Origin of the sequence: Cytobacillus pseudoceanisediminis (genome assembly GCF_023516215.1) — a bacterium.
In the GTDB taxonomy this organism is placed as follows: domain Bacteria; phylum Bacillota; class Bacilli; order Bacillales; family Cytobacillaceae; genus Cytobacillus; species Cytobacillus pseudoceanisediminis.
The window spans coordinates 41,239-58,946 of sequence record NZ_CP097350.1 but is presented as its reverse complement, the minus strand read 5'-3'; the positions used below and the strand labels follow the sequence as shown (position 1 = coordinate 58,946).

The window sequence follows — 17,708 nt, the reverse complement described above, 5'->3', positions numbered from 1 at the left end:
AATTCTAATATACTTTGGCCTTTTAACCAGATAAATGTCGAATAGACGACAAAAAGCCCCCTACAAAGAAACCGAAGGTATTTCGGCTTGTTTGATAGGGGGCTTCCTTTGGATATCCAGTTGTTGTACCTAAATTAAAACATGACTAGTGGAAATATTCAACACCTGAGGAAGAGATTGTTAAGTTTCTATTTAAGTCGGGCTCCCGAGGTAAGTAACCTAGTAGAAGATTCTATTATTTCTTTTAGCTTGTTATATTCTTTTTCGAGTTTATCTTTCTCTGCTGATAATTTTTGGTTTTCCTCTTTTAAAAATAGAACTTGTTTTTTTAGCGTATCGACTTGGTTATGTTGTTCCTCTCCTTCAAAAGCTTTCTTATACAATAATTCAATATTATTGATAAGTACTTGAAGTTCAATAATATCTCCAGAGGGTGAGGGCCTCCTACTAAATATCTGTCCAATTTTCTTTGTAGTATTATCTGGCTGAGTTGGAGTTAACTCTTTTCGTTGTGTTTTTGCTTTTATAATCTCCTCTTTATACTGCCTTCTAACACAAGCATTCCACCTAAAGCCACAGGCAGAAGCGGTTCTTGATAGTTGCTTACCTACCTCCTCAAATGCCTTTAATTGTGTTCCCCGGTTCGAATATTTGAAAGTACTACATTTGCTAGTAGCTCATCCTCTTCCCCGGTCCAAGCATCTTGTCTTGTTTTAGTCACGGCCCTTACCTCCCAATAATTTCTTATATAAATATAAGTATGAATGGATTTACAAATGTAGAAGGCAATAAAGCATGATGTAAAGCTAAAAACATCATTAGGTTCAAAATTCAAACGATAGGCTTGTTTCATATGTATAATTAAGACTATACGTTATGAGGTAATGGGGGTATGATGTTTTGAAAACAAAAGATTATTTTTTCGATCTCTTTAAGACTACTAAAGCAAGAGAGCTAGCAAGAGAAGTTGATGAGTATCTATATAATAAAAGTACATATAGGGAGGAAGTTGAGGATTATCACGCTCGCTATAAGCAAGGCGAACGAACGGATTGCATAGGTTATATTAGTAAAAAAGGCTCCTTTAAATTTTTGTCTTTAACCGCTGCAAGACATGTATGTCTAGTTCTTCATCTTGGGAAAAAGCTTCATACCCAAGCTGCAATCTCTATCCAGCAAGAAATTGATGAATTATTGCAGAGGGACTACCAGGATACCGATGGTACAAAGCCCACTCCTGGGGAGGCTTATATAAGATTAGAATGGGTTGATAATTTGGAGGATATAATTCCTTTCATTGATAAAGCTTACGAATTAAGGCTGTTAAAGTAAATTTATAAATTTTTCATTAATTTAGCCCTTATTAACTGAACTCAGACCGTAATTGAAGTGGCTATAACATTTTTCAGTGTGGTTACTTACTTATTTTTTGAAGTTGTAACGGTTAATAATAAAACTCCCTCAAAAGCGAATTTGCTTTAATATGGTGCTCAGATCTAAAATTAGTTCATTTATCTAACAGCCTACTATTTCCCAAGAGCATAAACTCCTCCGAATTAATTTGTTATGTGTATTCGGAGGAGTTTATAATTTATCTAGGTTCCAAGAATTTTTTAATTATTGATATAATGATTCAGTAATGGTTCCTCTTCCTTCTTTCCACCATCCTGAGGTTCCTGATAAAACAAATTTATAGGTCTTTCCTCGTGTGATATTAATAGAAGAAGTACTTGTAGTGCCAGCAGGATAAATCCTACTACCTACAAAAGTTCCATCACTAGTGTAGAGACTAAATGTAACCGGAACTTGAGAACTATTAGATATACTATTTTTAATAAATGTATATTTCATAGGTGTAAAAGAACTTCCCTGAAGACTTGCTGATTGAAATCGAAACGTATAACTATATGGCAATGCTACCATGGGCTGTATTAAGTTATCATCCACTGGAGTAGCATACATAACCTTATCTGGATTCTCTGCCATATCTTTCTCTACTTTCTTTGAAAGTTCTTCTAGCTCTTTAGTTTCTGATTCTGCTAGATTCTCGTCAGTCAATACTTCAGTAGCATTAGGATATTTTTTTTGTATTTTCTCAAAATTATTTTCTTCGGCTGCAGCACTACTTCCTACGAATAAAAAAGCAAAGGAGAGAACTAACAGTACTTTACTTATAGCTTTCATAACTAAAACACCTACTTATAAATAGTTTCTTTCAAAATGAGACATTAACTTCGAATCGCGATTCACTTAATATCATACTCTCAGTGGTAATAATTTACAATAGATAAAATCAACGTTATATAAATCACTCAAATATACCCAAATTATTCAAATTTTACCAAAATTCACATAGTGTCCTGTGATTTTTTGTAATTTGAATTATAAAAATTATAAGCTTTTGCATTTTATCATGTACGGGTTCCTGTATTGCAGAAATCCTGCCACTTTAGCTCAATGAGAAAAGCTGCCTGATTCGGCAGCTGATCTTGAACATAACCAATTGTTAATTGAACAAGAAAAAACGCCCCTACCTCTCGTAAGAACGTGTTTTTCGGAGATTATTAAAAACAAAGGTCTTCAGATTTCATCTTTAATTTCAGGACCTAACATTTCCTCTGAGGAATTGGTCAAACCAGCAATAATTAAGGCATCGATGATGCAGATCGCGGGATGAATTTAGTTATCATCCACTGGAGTTGCATACATAACCTTATCAGGGTTAGCTGCCATATCTTTTTCGATTTTTCTTGAGAGTTCTTCCAGTTCTTCAACTTCTGCTTTAGTTAGATTCTCATCAGTTAATACTTCAGTAGCGTTAGGTATTTTTTTTGTATTTCCTCAAAATTATTTTCTTTGGCTATAGTACTGTTTCCTACGAATATAAATGTTAAGAAAAAAACTACCAATAACTTGCTTATCACTTTCATACTAAAACACCTACTTTTTATTATTATTTCCTTGCGCATTGAGTTACTTTAACTTTTTTCCAAATTCACTTTTAATTTTACTTCCTAAGGTAATAAATTACAATGCATCTTACATCACATTTAACCATTGGTAGCATTTAACAAATTAATTTATTTGCAAATACTCCAACTTTGATTGTAGCTGTACTGTCATTTGAACATAAATAATAGACTCCTCTTATACTTTCCTAATTACTAGTGGCTTTTTTGTTATTGAGTGGGAATTTTTATGAGAATGGAAACAAAAAAGCCCTCCTAAACTAGGAGAGCAAAAGTTCAAGCTGACCACAATTACTAACACTGTAGCTCTGAACATGCTTCTTTAATGTTTCAGTAGCAGTTGAAGCTTTAGTTTTAACTTTCATAAAAGTATATGCTAGCCGATTCGCGATGGCTTTAATAACCCTTCCATCAACACTTTGACCAAGCATTTCATACTTTCTTATTTTTTGTATATTTTCCGTGAAAGTAAAATGGTCCGGAATCCCCATTATTCTCTTTATTTCATCAATTGAAAGAAATCGGAAATTCTCACCATTGTCACTTAAAACATGACTATTTGAAGCACACTGACTTGTATACCGTTTCGGAATGCATTGTATCCTTTCTGCATCCTTACCAACAAAAGTTAGATCCAAGCTTCTATCCTTCCAGGCTTCACGACTGTTAAAAGAATCCATAAATTTTCTTACACTCTTCCATTCATGCTGCACACTTGAGCGGTCAAGAAAATCTTTTAATTTTTTCCTTCTGAGTTTAGGAGCAACTGGGAAGTCAAATGACAGGAATCTCTTTTCATCTTTAAATGCTACAGCATACGTCCTTTTCCTTGTGGCAAGGGATCCTAAATCCCATGCTTCCAGTTCTTTTTGACCCCAGAATGGATAATCGTCCTTTAATAGGTTTTTTAGCGATTCCCAGGCATTACTTTTATAGTATTGAGGAACATTTTCAAAGAATAAAACTTCAGCTTTTGAGGATTGAATGATCTTTGCAGTTGCAAGGACTAAATCGTTCATTACATTACCCTCTTGGAAGCCTAAACTACTATGTTCGCTGCATGGCGCTGTAATGAATGCCATATCGACTTCGGCTAAATCTTGACAATCACGAAGATCACCACAGAAAACCGTCGAATTAGGGAAGTTATGGAGTAATACTTCAGCCGAATCATCCTCTAATTCTATCTCTTGAACAGCGGAAAAATATCCTGTATCCTCCAAAACACTAGTTCCCACACCAGCTCCTGCACAAATAGATAATAATTTGATCCGCTCGTTTCTCGGAGTTGGTATTGTGCTGTTTTCAAATAACTTATATTCAAGGGGACGTATAATTACCTGTCCTTTATTGCCTTGTTTATAAACATTAACTTCTATTTTTTGATTAATATCAAGAAAAGAACAATATTTATCTCCGGCAGTATCAACTAGAGGCCGTTCTTTTCCGCTTATCTTGCTCTTTCTACAAGCCACATGAACAGTATGAACATCTTCTCCATCTTCAAACGGAAAATTTTGCAATACTACCTCTTCAGTTAACTCATTTATTTTAATATACACTTCACCTTTCACCTTAAAACCGGCAGCTTCACATACAAGATGTTGAAGGAAAAGTCGAGGTTTCTCTGGCTTCCCTTTTTTTGATACGGTATATACTTTCTTTAACTTTAAATTCATTTGTTATCCCTCCAGTTTAAATTATCCCTGTAATAAAAAGGCAAGGTTCCAACAAAAGAACCTTGCCTTTATTCCTGTATTTAGATGATAGAGTCCATATCCTCTTGATAAAAAACTCTACGTTTTTCAGAATAATAACCAGGGTTTAATTTTTCCAATGCATCTCCATATGGTTCAATAACGTACAAAGGAGATACCTTAATTTCTGACTTAACTATACTATCCATAGAGTTTATAAATTTCTGTATAGTTTGGGGTATAGGTAAGTTGGCAGCGGCCTCAATAGTTTCCTCAATCACTTGAGAGTTATAGATATCTGACCAGTAAATATCTATTAATTCTTTTACAACTTTTTCTGTGTTAGAAGGTAATTGGTTAGCACTATTTTTTAACATACTTTTTCCCCTAATTTAAAGATTACTTACTTGGAGGCTTTACGATATTCTTCCTCCATGATCGGATCATCAAGTACATAGCCATTAAATATGATTTTTAATGCATCTTCACTTGAATGATTCCTATTGATTGTCATATCTTTATACACTAATTTTAGTAGTGCATCCTTTGCTACGAGCTTCTTCATTTGCTCTTCCATGAATACTATTTCGTTATGGGTATCCATATTCTTTCCTCCCAAAAAAAGGTTGATCTTTAGGTTCAGTCTTTCAGAAGGTTTTTGGTTCAGTGTCTCTAAACGAGCTTCAAAATTTTCCCCTGAGGCGTGATTACCTTAACGCTGACTTCACGTCGCGTACGAATTTTTGTAATCGTCGTTACACTGCCATTATCGTGCACTTTCTTTTCCTCATTCGGAATTTTTTTCACAAGCTCTAGCCCCTGTACAAGGTGATAATTATCTCCCTCTCCAATTTCTCCATTAACGGCTCCAGAGGCTAGTAGGAGAGCCAGTTGGCCAACATTTAAGGGTAGAATAGGGTTACCGCCAATCTCTAGCTGGCGTGGTTTAGAACGGTTTTTAAAGGCCTGAAACCCTTTACTGTTTCGAATCCCTTCAACAAAATCTGATTTATTTGCTAACTTGGTATAGAATGTCCTTAATTTTTCTACTCCTGAAGGAACACTCCACTTTTTATTGGCAGCAACGAAGCGGTCTACCGGTGTAACATTTTCCATCACAAATTCATCAGATTCCATTTGAATAAGGAAGTCAAACAGCTTTTGATTAAATTCCTTATGCTTACCTGTCTTTTTATTACCGATAAATATACATTGACGGAAATCATCATAATCATCATCCGAAAATCTCATCATGCCTACATTATAAAAATGTGTGGCCAAAAACCTAGCGATCCGCTTATCGGAATAACGATAAGAAGGAATCACATACATTATGAGACCTTGTTCCTTAAGATATTTGGTGTTTCTGTAAAGCTCAGTCCACTCTTTTCTGTCAGCTGATTCATCATCTATCCCTTTCATTGTGAAATCGTATGGGGGATTTAAGTATAAAAATGATACAGCTTCATTTTGATAGCGATAGGTAAGGTTTTGATGCTATCTCCACCTTTTCCCCGCTCCACACCGTACGTGAGATTTTCACCTCATACGGCGTTCCACCTAGTTTAGAATCTAATTGGTTTTAGATTACAAGCCTTGCGATATTGGTTAACTTTCTGAATTTGCCTTGCCTTCAGATTTAGTAACATAAGGTATCGGCCCAATAGTGTCTTCGTCAGAAGCGTGAATCAGTCTATGCACGTTTTTATGGATGATTCTCAGATTGTCAAAGGAATCATTACCTCCTTCTTTTCTAGGGGTAAAATGGTGACAATGAACATCATCCGCATATAAAAATTCTCCTGTAATATCACAACAACCCATTTGCATTGAATATCGTGAAACACGGTTGTCTAGGTATTCCGCTGTACCCTCAGGGATATGGGATTTCATCAATTTAAGAATTTCACCCATGATTTCGGGCTTCAATTTCTTAGAAATTAGCAATCTCCCTTTTTCCGTGAATGGTGTTAGCTCCTGTGAGAAATTCAGGTTTGTTCTGGTCTTAATAGCTTGCATAGGATAAAGGTAAATACCATTTATTTCCCATGCTCTGTATCTGGACCAGCCATAGAATTTTTTGTATGTTGGTGGTGCATTACTTGTGTAAACCCGCTTTCCAACTTTTGAGAACCTATTGTATATCAGTCGGGATAATCTGTGGGACAGGTCGGTAAAGTCGTTACTAACATGAGTTGCATATTTAAAGTAGTTATGGATTCCTAGAATGAAGCTGTTCCAATTCATAAGGTTTTCTCGGGAAGGGTTTTTGCGAATATTCAAGATATGCTTTCTCGCACGTCTCAAAATTTGCTCCTTCTTTTCACTCTTTATATTACTTTTTGAAAAGTAACTGCTACCCTTTGGGGTTGCTTTTAGAGTGAAACCTAAGAAATCGGTGCTTCTTTTTCGGAGATTAACTACTTTGGATTTATCCGGGTTGATGTCTAATTTGAGCCTTTCCTTTAAGTAATCTTTAACCGCGTGAAACCATTTGAGTGCAACTTTATGGTTTCTTGCAAAGATTTTAAAGTCGTCAGCATATCTCACAATGTAACCTTCCTTTAAATTGGTACGTTTTAAGGCGGCTACCTTATCACCTTGTCTTTTGTAAGAAAATTTCGATGGGTAGTTCTCCCATTGATTCGAGATCCATACATCTAAGTCATGTAAGACTATGTTAGACAGAAGTGGTGACAGGATACCTCCCTGTGGTGTTCCTTTTGTAGGAATACCAAGACCTTTAATGGGGGCTTTTAACATTTTTGAGATTATTGCTAGGACTTTTCTATCCTGTATGCCTATACTCCATATTTGCTTCATTAACCTGCGGTGATTTACGTTATCAAAGAAGCCTTTAATATCTACGTCTACAACAAAGTGTAGTTCAGCCTTGTTGATTAATGAATCGCAACGGGATTTTGCATGGGATGTACTTCTTAAAGGTCTGAAACCATAGCTGTGTGAGTAGAATTTCGCTTCACAAATTGGCTCAAGGACTTGCTTAAACATCTGTTGAATAATCCGTTCAATCATGCTAGGAATTCCTAATGGACGTTTGTCTCCATTGGGTTTGGGAATATAGACTCTTCTGACCGCTTTAGGTTTATAATCCACTAACTGCTCTTGGATAAGAGTGATTAGTTCCTCTTGGGATTTTAGTTTATAGCTGTCTATCGTAATTCCGTCAGTTCCTGGAGTTTTAGACCCTGAATTTGACTTGATAGTTCTATATGCTAAAAGGATGTTGTCTCGACTGGTAATTATCTCGTAAAGTTTATTAAACTTTTCACCGTTCTTACTTTTCTCATATAACTCAGAAAAGGTCGGTGTTAGTCCGTAATACTCCCACTGTCGCAATCTCGTCTGCACTGTGGCAACTCCACCTTTCTTTGAGTTGTCCCCACATTCATACTCGACCGATGCAGCTCATCTATTAAACCAGATTTTAGTTCTATCCTAGACTTGGGCCTATCCCTCCACTATGTTTCCATAATTTCATAGGTACTGTGGCCCTACTTTCACGACAACGAATGCATTTCGATACAAGGTATCTTATAGCAACCTTCCCAGTAGTGACTGTTATATAGAAGTTTATCGCTTACGACGTTCCGAATTAATTAGCTATACATATAAACTTAGGTGCTGACTCTGAGCCTGTGAGCGTAATATCCTCATGGTTGGATATATCGGTTTTCATAGTCATTTGCTTACTAGCCGACACTCACCTCGCTGTAGCGAGCAGAATACTTTCGTATTCCTATCATGTAGACCCGTTCATTCGCCAGTTCGTCAGTTCATTTTAGAACATTCTCACCATATTTATTTTGTAGCCCCCCGACTTATCATCATCCATATTCAAAGAACTTAGGGTGATTTCAGCCGACTTCGCCTGGCTTCACACATCTCTGATTCACTATTAGTAGATGCATGCAGGAGTCTTAGGGAAAGAGTTTCAGCTCAACATGAAGGCTTTCATTCCTCTTTATCATTAATTCAGTTGTAACTATTCTTTATTACGAATAGCCCCTTCTTTTCCTAGATTTGCTCTAGTTATTGAAGAACGCCTCGCACAATGACCATAGATTCAATAGGTGCATTAATTGTATGGTCTAATACAGATTTTGCTTTATCCGCTCTTCCCTTATCCAACTCCACACCGTATGTAGTAATCCTACAATCCTCTTTCTGAAAGGCAGCTGATAGTTGTTTAAGGATTTCACCTTCACCGCATGTGGGATCTAGCCACACTCCGCTCCCTTCAACTTCTAATAACTGAGTGAAATACTCACCTTGTCGTTCAGGAGTGGCAAAGAAGCCAGCCCTAATTTTATTTCCTACATGACTCATTTAATAATCCTCCTAAAATATTATTCTTAGTATCTGTCCAAGTCCGAAATCCAGCCTTTTCGTAAAAGTCCTGATAAGGATCGCGAAAAGTATCTAAGTATTCTATAAGCTCATTGAGTTGGTCCCTTGATACCTCACCTTTTTTGTAATGATTCCGTAGGTGGGTCAAAGCAACCACTTTGAACATCTTATCTTTCTCTGCAAACGCACTTTGAATCGCGAAGTAAGCTAAAAAGGGAATGTACTCCTTGGCCTTTTTAAAAAACGGTTCGGTCACTGCTGAATCGAGATAACAATCTGGCAGATTCAAAAGAATTCCTCCTTCATAATTAAAAAAGAAAGGGAAACACAAAACCCTTTCTTCATTTTGGAGATCTATTAATTTTCAATCCGAAGCCCTAAGATTGAACAAATGGCTTTTAAGGAGTCAGACTCCGTGATATCCATTTCTTCGAGTTTAGTAAGCTCCTGATCCTCCAAAATTTCATAAGTATCAGTATGGAGGTAAATTTCTAAATAACCTTCATCTTCCGATTCCTGAAACATAGGAAGAAATCCAAACTTTTCTCCAAAACTTACTTCTAGGTATTCTCGTATCTCCTCAGCACTAGCAGAAAATATATTAGACTCATCTAGTACACGATATTTTTTCATTCTATGCCTCCAAATTCTTTTTTAAAAAGGAAAAGCGCTCATTCACAAAGGAACGAACGCTTTATTCTCTCCAATCTTAAAATGGCCATTCCTCATGGGTTTCAACGCTACCAGGGAACGGGTCGTCATCATGGGATTGGTTATATTGATGATGATCTCCATTACTATTTTCATTGATACTTTTCTTTGTATCGAGAAAACGTACATCTTCTGCTACAACTTCCATAGTATAAATCTTCTTATTGTCTTTCATATAAGATCCAGTACGAATAGAAGCAGTAACACTAACTAAACTACCCTTGTCCAGGTATTTATAACAATTGTTAGCAGTCTTTTTAAACGTTTTTATCTGAATAAAATCAGCTTCACGTTCACCGTTTTGGTTTGTATAATTACGATTAACAGCTAATGTGAATAGGCAAACTTTCTGTTCATCACCTTTAATAATAGGCTTTTTTGTAAGTCGCCCCACTAGGTTAAGGCTATTCATTAACAATACCCCTTTTCTTTTAATGAAGTAAAATTACCGTGATGACCAATAATAATGTGATCTAATAAATCGATCCCCACTAGCTTCCCTGCCTCAGATAATCTTTTGGTGACTTCGATATCTTCCCTTGAAGGATACGGGTCTCCGCTGGGATGGTTATGACCAGCTATTATTGATGCTGCGCTGAGTTTTACTGCCTCACGAAAGATTTCTCTAGGGTGTACGATACTTGCATTTAAAGAGCCTTTAAATATTGTCTTACGCCCAATAACCACATTTTTTGAGTTAAGAAAAAGCACCTCAAAATGTTCTTGATCTAGTGTAGACATATCAGCCATATATTTAGCAGCGTCTTCTGGACTTCTGACAATATAGCATTCCTCAAACTTAAATTTGTTGAGTAGACCAGCAAGTCCAATACAGGCAATAATTCGATCCGCAGTTGTTTCGCCAATACCTTCATATTGGAGTAACTCTTCTTTAGATAAGGAAGAGAGCCTTTTTACTCCTAATGAAGACAACTGGCCGGTTACAACTGGATTTGCTTTTGGTCCAATTAATACTGCTAACAAATTTTGTAGAGAAGTATTTTCAAAACCATAAAAGCCTAGCTCCTCTTTCGCAATTGCAAAATGATTTTTCAATGTTTCCAACAACCTTTCTTAAAGTCTCTTAAATGCTTTCTTAAACTAATTGCCTCTTACTCTTCGATGTCGAAGAAGTACCCTAGAATGGCTTTTTTGGTGCGCTGAATAAAAGAAGGGCTTACCTCATAATTAGTGCTCATATGATAAGTTTTCTCTCCCTTTAATCTCCACATTACTGTTTCCCCAGTTGCATTCTCGACAGCTGCAATAAACAAGAGTACCTCTTGTGTAGCAGACTTCCTATCAATAGACTTTGCTCGAAAATAGCGACGCTCTCCATTTCTAAGAAGTATCTCTGCAGAAATGCGATACCTGTCATTTGAGGGTAAAAGCCTGATTTCCTTTCTACAATCCTCAATAACATCTCCTGGTTTTCCTAATAACTGTGACATTGTAACAGCCATTTTCTTTTCCACCTTTCTGGTATATTTTTTTATTAAAACGCAAAAAAGCGCCCTCCAGAATGACTCTAATAAGCACATAAAAAATGTGTAAAAGAATCGTTCCAAAGAACGCATACGTTTAATAAACATAGCCTGCTAACCAAAGATTGGTTGCTAAAAAATAATAAAATAATAAAATGTTACAAATTTATTTTACTATTATTTGGATTTATAGGCAATATATATTTATGGAGCCCATATGAGTCTATTGGCTATTGGATACCGTTAAAATCCGTTAACAAAGGCATATGATCACTTAATTTAATCCAATTTTCATGTTTCCCTACTTCCATTTTATTTAGCGATGATAGTATATCTTTAGAAGTAAAAATATAGTCGATATGAAATGGTCTTGCATATTCTTTTCGAAAATAGTGGGTAGGCTGTGACTCAACACCATGCTCTTCGTTATAAAAATGATGGTATGTACTAGTTATACCCTTACTTTTCAATAGATTGACAACATCCGTGTGCGTACCAACCCTCCTGATATGATCAAAGTTCTTATTGCTATTCCAATCCCCAGCAATAACACAGGGTTCCTTCAACAAAGTGTCATAATATTTTAGGGCTAAATATATTTGACCAATGTAACTTTCAAATTTTGCTTTTGTATTTTGTGACCATACCGCAAAGAGAATAAAATTCCGTTTTCCAGTTACCAACAACGGAATAATATAGCGGAAATCCTTGTTATGTAAAGGATGAAGTTCAATTTTATAATGTTCATTTAATGTAAATATACCAATCCCTTTATTAACTTTCTCACCAAACCAAAGAAATTGATTAACGTCCTGAAGTTTAGTTTGTCCCCATTTTTCCGGAGATTCGGATTCTGGAATAATTAAAATATCTGCTTGATATGATTTTAAGTGTTCCAATTTATCTCTAAAACGCATTGCAGCATTCCAAACAATTAGTTTCATCTAGATACTCCTATATAAGTTTTATAGTATTTAAGTACGAATATTTATTTGGATCCTGGTTTCATACTTTCGATAAGAACACATAAATTCCTTTAAATACCCAAGAGCAAATGTAGAACGATAATAAAGTTTTTACTTTCGCTTTAATAAACAAGAGCCTCACTACATTTGATATGTAATAAGGCTCTAATAGTTGTTAAAATTGAAGTGATTTAATAGAATATTGTTGTTTAAAAGGATATTAAAGTTGTTTCATTCTTGTACAACTAACGCACCCTATTGTTTAAGTGAATAGTATCACAAAATCCTTGGAGAAAAAGAAAAAGCCGATGCCTTTTTAAGCATCGTACTTATTTATTTCAAACTCTCATATATTTCAATAAGTGTTCCATCAGGATCTCTAAAGTGAGCTACTTTAATTCCCCATCCTTCTTGTGCCGTAGGTTTAGTTATGAATTCAACTTTTTCTTTTTAGTTTTCATATTTCTCTTCAACATTATCTACCTGAAAAACCAATGCTGCTCTATCATACTTATGTATAAGAGGATCTTTTTCTGTACCAATAGCTTCAAGCATTTGTTTCCTTTCAAATAGTCCTAATGTACAACCACTGAACTTAAAATCTGCATACAAGGATTCTTCATCTCCCCACGATACTTCAAATCCTAAAACATCTCTATAAAATAAGAAACATTCCCTGTAATTGTCTACTAAAATTCTTGTGTGTGTAAGCTCCATAATTAAATCACACCATTTCTTATAAACTTACGCAAATATTTTTTCAAGGCTTTTTAGAGATTCGTTACTACATAAATATTTAAAATGAGATATAAGGAATTTCTTTGCTTCTTCTCTATCTTTAATTATGTTTTCAACACTATTTCTCATTGCCCAGGAGTCATAGGTCTCAAAAGCAGTACTACTCCATCCATTTTTTTCACCATCTTCATTTACTTTATCCTGTATGCCTGAAATCACAATATCCATTGACCCTTGCAGTTCCAACATTGCATTATCAAAAAGCCTTTTTTTGTCTCTATCCTTCAGCCCTGCTTTTTTCCTTAATGCCCTTGTATCTATTCCTTCCTCTTGGCTAATTATTTTGTATATGTCAAATGCTTCTTTAGTTATGTTGCCGTTATCGTACCTTTCCTCAACGGGCTCAGAATGACCTAGAATCCTTTTAATATATGGAAGAAACTCAAGGGAAATCAATACTGATTTTTTCTTAATGAATTTACCATATCCTGCAACCCCATCAGCAGAAAATTTTGTCCTCCAGGTCCAAGGGTCGAACTCTGTATCTGAATGCCAATACTTTTCTAGAGTAATTGTATTTAGAGAAGGAAACCCAGGAATTATTGGTGCAAGGGGCAGTATACCAAGCTCCTTAATTACGTTTATTGCTTCCTCATAAGTTCTCACATTATAATTGACCATTAAAAAATCTCCTTTTATTTATATATTATTATTTCTACCTTACACCAATATTTCCCTTCCTCTTCTGAAGTATCGCCATCGGATATTATTTAATGTTGAATTATGTTTAAACCTAAGCTTTCCAACAAAGCAAAATACTGAGGACAAGTTTTAGAAACACATCCTGGATCATTTATTTGTATCCCATCAACTCTTGAACCGATAAGTGCTAATGACATTGCAACTCTATGATCATCATGCGTATTTAGTAAAGTTGGTTTCGGGTTACCTGGATAAACTTTTAGTCCATCTTTAAATTCCTCCACTTTAATTCCTAACCTAGAAAGTGATTCGCATATTACACTAATTCGATTCGATTCATGATGACGTATATGTTCAACATCTTTAATGGTTATTGGACCATCTGCGAATGGAGCAATTGCTGCCAATGTTAATGTCTGATCAGACATCTCCCTCATAGAGATTTCAATGGTTTTGATATCTTCAACCGTATTGTAGGTAAGGTACACTTTATCCTTTTCAATTCTGAATTCCTTAAGATCCAGAACAGCATTTGGTATCCATTCAAACCCTTTGCCATTAAAGCCAAAACCACAAGGGCAGTTCCCTGCTTTGTCTGTTGTAAAGTAACCTTGCCCATCTTAAAAGCCATAAATTTAGTTGCTTCCTGAAATGATTGTGAAGCCTTGTAGGATTCAATCGTACTTAAAGCGGCAATAAACTCTTTATATTCAATAGCAGATCTTAAAGTTTCAACTTCTTCTTCCAATTGAGAAAGGTTTTCTTCTAAGGACTTCTTTTCCTATCTTACCTCATTGAACAAATTAGACTTATTTTCATTTTCTTTTTCTAGTCTTGTAACTTTCTGAACTAACGCATCCTTTTCCGTTCGGACATCTTCCGCAGCATTTGAACTATTTAAACTATCAAAGACAGCTAAAACTGCAATGATTAATAAAACTACATATGCATATATTTTATAGCTTCTTCTCATTTGAAACCTCCAATCTCAGATAGAAAGGCATAATAAACTACGAATATAAAATTTAAAAGTTTTGGAATATCCCAGAAACTAGAAGGGGTATTAGTCTTTTTTTGCTAATCGCCCCGTTTATTGAACAAAAAAGCCGCCATTTGGCAGCTAACTATTTTAGTATTTGTGCAAATTTGATTCCGGAGGAATTACATTTTTGATAAGTAAAATGTCCCTTTCCTTTGCATTTGGTACAAAGAATTCTGTTCCCCAATGACCTAAATGAAACACAGTCACTCCATCGTATATTAAATTAACTGTAAACCACTTGAAGTTGTCGTTTTGATCCAAATTTTTATTCAATAAATAATCTGAAAGGGTACAGATTTTCTTCGCCTTGAATATTGTTATTTTTTCATCCTGCATTTCAAGCATATTTATGTTAAGACATTTAATTTCTCTAATAATCTCAATTTCTTCATTCCAACAATGAATTTCAATCGTGTCTGACTTTGGTAAATAGTAATTAATTAATGGCACCCAATAATCGTAATTATCATTCCTTGGTTTTGGAAATGTAGAATTGATTTTTGTATAAGTAGGTATGTGAAAAACCAAATTCTTACCCAAAACATCCCTCCCCCATAATCACTTTATTATTTATTCTATATCCTTTTTAAACAAACCTGCCCCGTTTGTGGAATAAGGATTATTAAACAACTTATTACTTTTTGAATGACTATATTATAAATTAAGCGACATTATTATCTGTGCACAGCAAAAGGTTTTCCCTCAAAAAAAACGAAGACAAAGTCCTCGTTTTAAAATGTAAATACAAGTTGACCATCTTTTGTAAGGTAAACACTATTATAGTCATACTCTACTTTTTTATTGTTTACAGTTAATTTATTATTTATTTTCTCATTTTGTTCAATGTGATTTTCTTTTTCTATTCTTATCCACTTTTGAAGCAAGGACCATCTTCTTGATAATTTAGCTATTTCCTCATCCGAAAGAGTCTTAAGGTTTACAGATTGATTTTTCAAAGACCCTATCCTTTCATCCAGGCTCTTAATTGCTCCCCCAAGAGTGTCAATCATTAGATGCTTTAATGCAGCATTCTTAGCTTCTTTTGTCATTTTTGTAAAGGACTTGCCATCCATACCGATTGTAATATGACCTTCTAGATAAAGCCATTCATAAACATATGATGTAGCTTCCTCTAGTGTTAAAATGTCCTTTTTACAAACCAAGAAAGTCGCTTTATTATAAACCATCTTAGCATGGCTATAATCAGCATGACTGTAAAAACAAAAAATGCTTTTACCTGTTAAACGTTGACGTTCCTTGTGATATACCGCTAATTCACTAGCGGGCATATTTAATGGGACCTCCACAAAGAAAATAGCGTTTTTATTGGTCGTTTCCTTTTCATTTATGGTCCAGTCTCTTTTTAGCACTACTGCCCCATCATAATGGTGGTTTATAGGCTTAAGTTCTTCCAGGGCCACATTATAACCTTCATTGGACCACTCCTGAATAATCAAAAGTACTTCTTTATCAGATATCAGTTTGTAGCCGGCCATTTCCTGAGCATAAAATAACTTTTCGAGCAACATACGGCGCATTTCAAAAGAGAATTTACCAGGATCATACTCTCCTTTTTCATTTCCTTTTGTAGCTCGCTCATATGCTTTATAATCGTCGATATAACGATTAAACTCATCTTCATGCCACAGGGCAGGATTATCTAAGAATCCCTTATTTGAATGCTTTTGAACTCTTTTTTCAATCTCCTTAATTCCTTTTATGGGATCCTTGTATCTACAATCGAACGTTACATCGAAAAGAAATTCTTTCCAATCTGCCAAATAAGTAACGGATTCATCTCCACCATCGATTAATTCCTGTAACATTTTATCTTTTCGGCCACCTAATAGGCAGACCCAGCAACCCGTGCGTGTATTTCCACATGATTTGTTCAATTCTTTTTTGCTGCGGATCACTGGACACTCTTTAATATTGGAGCCCCCATACATTGCTTCCAATTTTTCAATAGGCATTCCCCATGGTAGTTCTTTACTTTTATACCTAAGAAAATTCCAGGTGTCATCGGTGCTAATATCTCTCACAGCATGGAATACTCTCGCATTGGGTATATAATCATGCTCCCCAAAGAAATCATTTGATGTATGTCTCTTGATACTAGCAGCTCTTTTTATGCTCTCATCTAAACGAACACCGAGGAGTAGAGTTAATCTATGGTTATACTCGGGTTCTGGTATAATTACTGGCTGTTGCTTTAGAATCTCAGTCATTTTGGAGTTTAGAGGAGCTATTTTTAATCGATCAGTACACCATTGAAAACCTTTACCAGGAGCGGGTGGAATTACTCCCAATCCTATTACGTGTCTGAAATACCTCTGGATGAGACGAGGCTTCACCAGATGGACTTCGATACCCAATTCCGCGCCATTAACAGCTATCATTTTAAGTGATTTATGAAGAAAGGATGTTAACTTGTTTGTTTCTACAGTAGTATCAGATGAAATGACATGTATCTTCTTGTGCCGTTGATCTTGAGTCAATTCAGATAACATTTCCCAAACAAGTTTTAAAACTAAAGTCGAATCTTTACCGGAGGAGAATGCAACCACCCAATCATAAGGGTCATTAAGATATTCATTTTTCATAAGAGTTTTTATGTCTTGGAATTGTTTTAGCTTAGATTCTGGATCAAGTATCCATTCCATAAAGTTATTATCAGATTGTTTTTTAATCACGTTAATTGTCATAAACAATCCTCTGCTAATAGTAAAAGGGGAAACCCCTGCTAATACTAGTTTAGCAGAGGATTTTCACCCCAATAAAATATTTAGTATTCTATCCAAATTTTCATGATTCTCATCATTTTAGTTGAATCTACTTGTCCAATACCTCTTTACATTTATTAATTCTTCTAAGTCACATAGTCTAGAATCCATCGCATTTTGAATATCTTCAGTAGAAATACCTGTAGACTCCAAACATTTAAATGTATCCTCTTGTATCTTGGTTGGAAGAGTTGCAATAAAAGCTGTTTTATTATAAACCATCCTTTTCCCTCCGTTAGTTAGAAA

The 17,708-nt window shown here is 35.3% G+C and carries 21 protein-coding genes and 2 pseudogenes; 1 reads left to right on the top strand and 22 read right to left on the bottom strand.

What is annotated here, in order from left to right; genetic code table 11:
• Window positions 1-188 precede the first annotated feature (188 nt).
• Window positions 189-721: pseudogene (locus M5V91_RS28720) on the bottom strand (RsfA family transcriptional regulator).
• Window positions 722-900: 179 nt separating this feature from the next.
• On the opposite strand from M5V91_RS28720, the gene M5V91_RS28715 reads away from it, so the two are divergent.
• Entirely contained in the window at window positions 901-1,332 is a 432-nt protein-coding gene (locus M5V91_RS28715) for a hypothetical protein (protein ID WP_019379588.1), read from the top strand.
• A gap of 285 nt (window positions 1,333-1,617) precedes the next feature.
• Here M5V91_RS28715 and M5V91_RS28710 read toward each other — a convergent pair whose 3' ends face one another.
• The 21 genes and pseudogenes from M5V91_RS28710 to M5V91_RS28610 all read right to left on the bottom strand — a co-directional run bounded on the left by M5V91_RS28710 (window position 1,618) and on the right by M5V91_RS28610 (window position 17,684).
• The gene (locus tag M5V91_RS28710; RefSeq protein WP_019379589.1) at window positions 1,618-2,184 is read right to left on the bottom strand and encodes a hypothetical protein; all 567 of its coding nucleotides are present in this window, start codon (window positions 2,182-2,184) and stop codon (window positions 1,618-1,620) included.
• Window positions 2,185-3,229: 1,045 nt separating this feature from the next.
• Entirely contained in the window at window positions 3,230-4,648 is a 1,419-nt protein-coding gene (locus M5V91_RS28705) for a DNA cytosine methyltransferase (RefSeq protein ID WP_019379591.1), read from the bottom strand.
• Between the two features lie 80 nt (window positions 4,649-4,728).
• The gene (locus tag M5V91_RS28700) at window positions 4,729-5,043 is read right to left on the bottom strand and encodes a hypothetical protein (protein ID WP_019379592.1); all 315 of its coding nucleotides are present in this window, start codon (window positions 5,041-5,043) and stop codon (window positions 4,729-4,731) included.
• A gap of 26 nt (window positions 5,044-5,069) precedes the next feature.
• Window positions 5,070-5,270, bottom strand: coding sequence for a hypothetical protein (locus M5V91_RS28695; protein ID WP_019379593.1), 201 nt, complete (start codon window positions 5,268-5,270; stop codon window positions 5,070-5,072).
• A 68-nt stretch (window positions 5,271-5,338) separates the two neighbouring features.
• Window positions 5,339-6,088 (bottom strand): DUF6094 domain-containing protein, encoded by a 750-nt coding sequence (locus tag M5V91_RS28690; RefSeq protein WP_019379594.1) that lies wholly within the window; start codon window positions 6,086-6,088, stop codon window positions 5,339-5,341.
• Between the two features lie 186 nt (window positions 6,089-6,274).
• Complete coding sequence (ltrA, locus tag M5V91_RS28685) at window positions 6,275-8,038, bottom strand: group II intron reverse transcriptase/maturase (RefSeq protein ID WP_311316068.1); 1,764 nt, start codon at window positions 8,036-8,038, stop codon at window positions 6,275-6,277.
• A gap of 681 nt (window positions 8,039-8,719) precedes the next feature.
• The gene (locus tag M5V91_RS28680) at window positions 8,720-9,016 is read right to left on the bottom strand and encodes a DUF6094 domain-containing protein (protein ID WP_019379595.1); all 297 of its coding nucleotides are present in this window, start codon (window positions 9,014-9,016) and stop codon (window positions 8,720-8,722) included.
• On the bottom strand, window positions 8,997-9,326 hold the full coding sequence (locus M5V91_RS28675; RefSeq protein WP_019379596.1) for a hypothetical protein: 330 nt from the start codon (window positions 9,324-9,326) through the stop codon (window positions 8,997-8,999). The genes M5V91_RS28680 and M5V91_RS28675 overlap by 20 nt, the downstream gene beginning before the upstream one ends.
• Window positions 9,327-9,394: 68 nt before the next feature.
• Window positions 9,395-9,670 (bottom strand): hypothetical protein, encoded by a 276-nt coding sequence (locus M5V91_RS28670; protein ID WP_009336504.1) that lies wholly within the window; start codon window positions 9,668-9,670, stop codon window positions 9,395-9,397.
• Between the two features lie 76 nt (window positions 9,671-9,746).
• On the bottom strand, window positions 9,747-10,160 hold the full coding sequence (locus M5V91_RS28665) for a single-stranded DNA-binding protein (RefSeq protein ID WP_019379597.1): 414 nt from the start codon (window positions 10,158-10,160) through the stop codon (window positions 9,747-9,749).
• Window positions 10,160-10,816: a RadC family protein gene (gene radC, locus M5V91_RS28660; RefSeq protein ID WP_019379598.1), complete on the bottom strand. Its 657-nt coding sequence runs from the start codon at window positions 10,814-10,816 to the stop codon at window positions 10,160-10,162. Before radC ends, M5V91_RS28665 begins: the two co-directional genes overlap by 1 nt.
• 44 nt (window positions 10,817-10,860) lie before the next feature.
• Entirely contained in the window at window positions 10,861-11,211 is a 351-nt protein-coding gene (locus M5V91_RS28655) for a DUF6018 family natural product bioysynthesis protein (protein WP_019379599.1), read from the bottom strand.
• A gap of 251 nt (window positions 11,212-11,462) precedes the next feature.
• Complete coding sequence (locus M5V91_RS28650; RefSeq protein ID WP_019379600.1) at window positions 11,463-12,176, bottom strand: endonuclease/exonuclease/phosphatase family protein; 714 nt, start codon at window positions 12,174-12,176, stop codon at window positions 11,463-11,465.
• 471 nt (window positions 12,177-12,647) lie between these two features.
• Window positions 12,648-12,914: a VOC family protein gene (locus M5V91_RS28645; protein WP_019379601.1), complete on the bottom strand. Its 267-nt coding sequence runs from the start codon at window positions 12,912-12,914 to the stop codon at window positions 12,648-12,650.
• Window positions 12,915-12,941: 27 nt separating this feature from the next.
• Window positions 12,942-13,616 (bottom strand): AlkZ-related protein, encoded by a 675-nt coding sequence (locus tag M5V91_RS28640; RefSeq protein ID WP_019379602.1) that lies wholly within the window; start codon window positions 13,614-13,616, stop codon window positions 12,942-12,944.
• Between the two features lie 89 nt (window positions 13,617-13,705).
• Window positions 13,706-14,080 (bottom strand): annotated as a pseudogene (locus M5V91_RS28635) (carboxyvinyltransferase); the annotation flags it as partial.
• Entirely contained in the window at window positions 14,071-14,385 is a 315-nt protein-coding gene (locus M5V91_RS28630) for a hypothetical protein (protein WP_019379604.1), read from the bottom strand. The gene M5V91_RS28630 and the pseudogene M5V91_RS28635, both read right to left, overlap by 10 nt.
• 33 nt (window positions 14,386-14,418) lie before the next feature.
• Window positions 14,419-14,610 carry a hypothetical protein gene (locus M5V91_RS28625; protein ID WP_019379605.1) on the bottom strand — a complete coding sequence of 64 codons (192 nt, stop codon included), beginning with the start codon at window positions 14,608-14,610 and terminating at the stop codon, window positions 14,419-14,421.
• Between the two features lie 156 nt (window positions 14,611-14,766).
• Window positions 14,767-15,219: a hypothetical protein gene (locus M5V91_RS28620; RefSeq protein WP_019379606.1), complete on the bottom strand. Its 453-nt coding sequence runs from the start codon at window positions 15,217-15,219 to the stop codon at window positions 14,767-14,769.
• Between the two features lie 191 nt (window positions 15,220-15,410).
• On the bottom strand, window positions 15,411-17,384 hold the full coding sequence (locus M5V91_RS28615) for an adenine nucleotide alpha hydrolase family protein (RefSeq protein WP_251264859.1): 1,974 nt from the start codon (window positions 17,382-17,384) through the stop codon (window positions 15,411-15,413).
• A gap of 117 nt (window positions 17,385-17,501) precedes the next feature.
• On the bottom strand, window positions 17,502-17,684 hold the full coding sequence (locus tag M5V91_RS28610) for a hypothetical protein (protein WP_019379608.1): 183 nt from the start codon (window positions 17,682-17,684) through the stop codon (window positions 17,502-17,504).
• Window positions 17,685-17,708 lie beyond the last annotated feature (24 nt).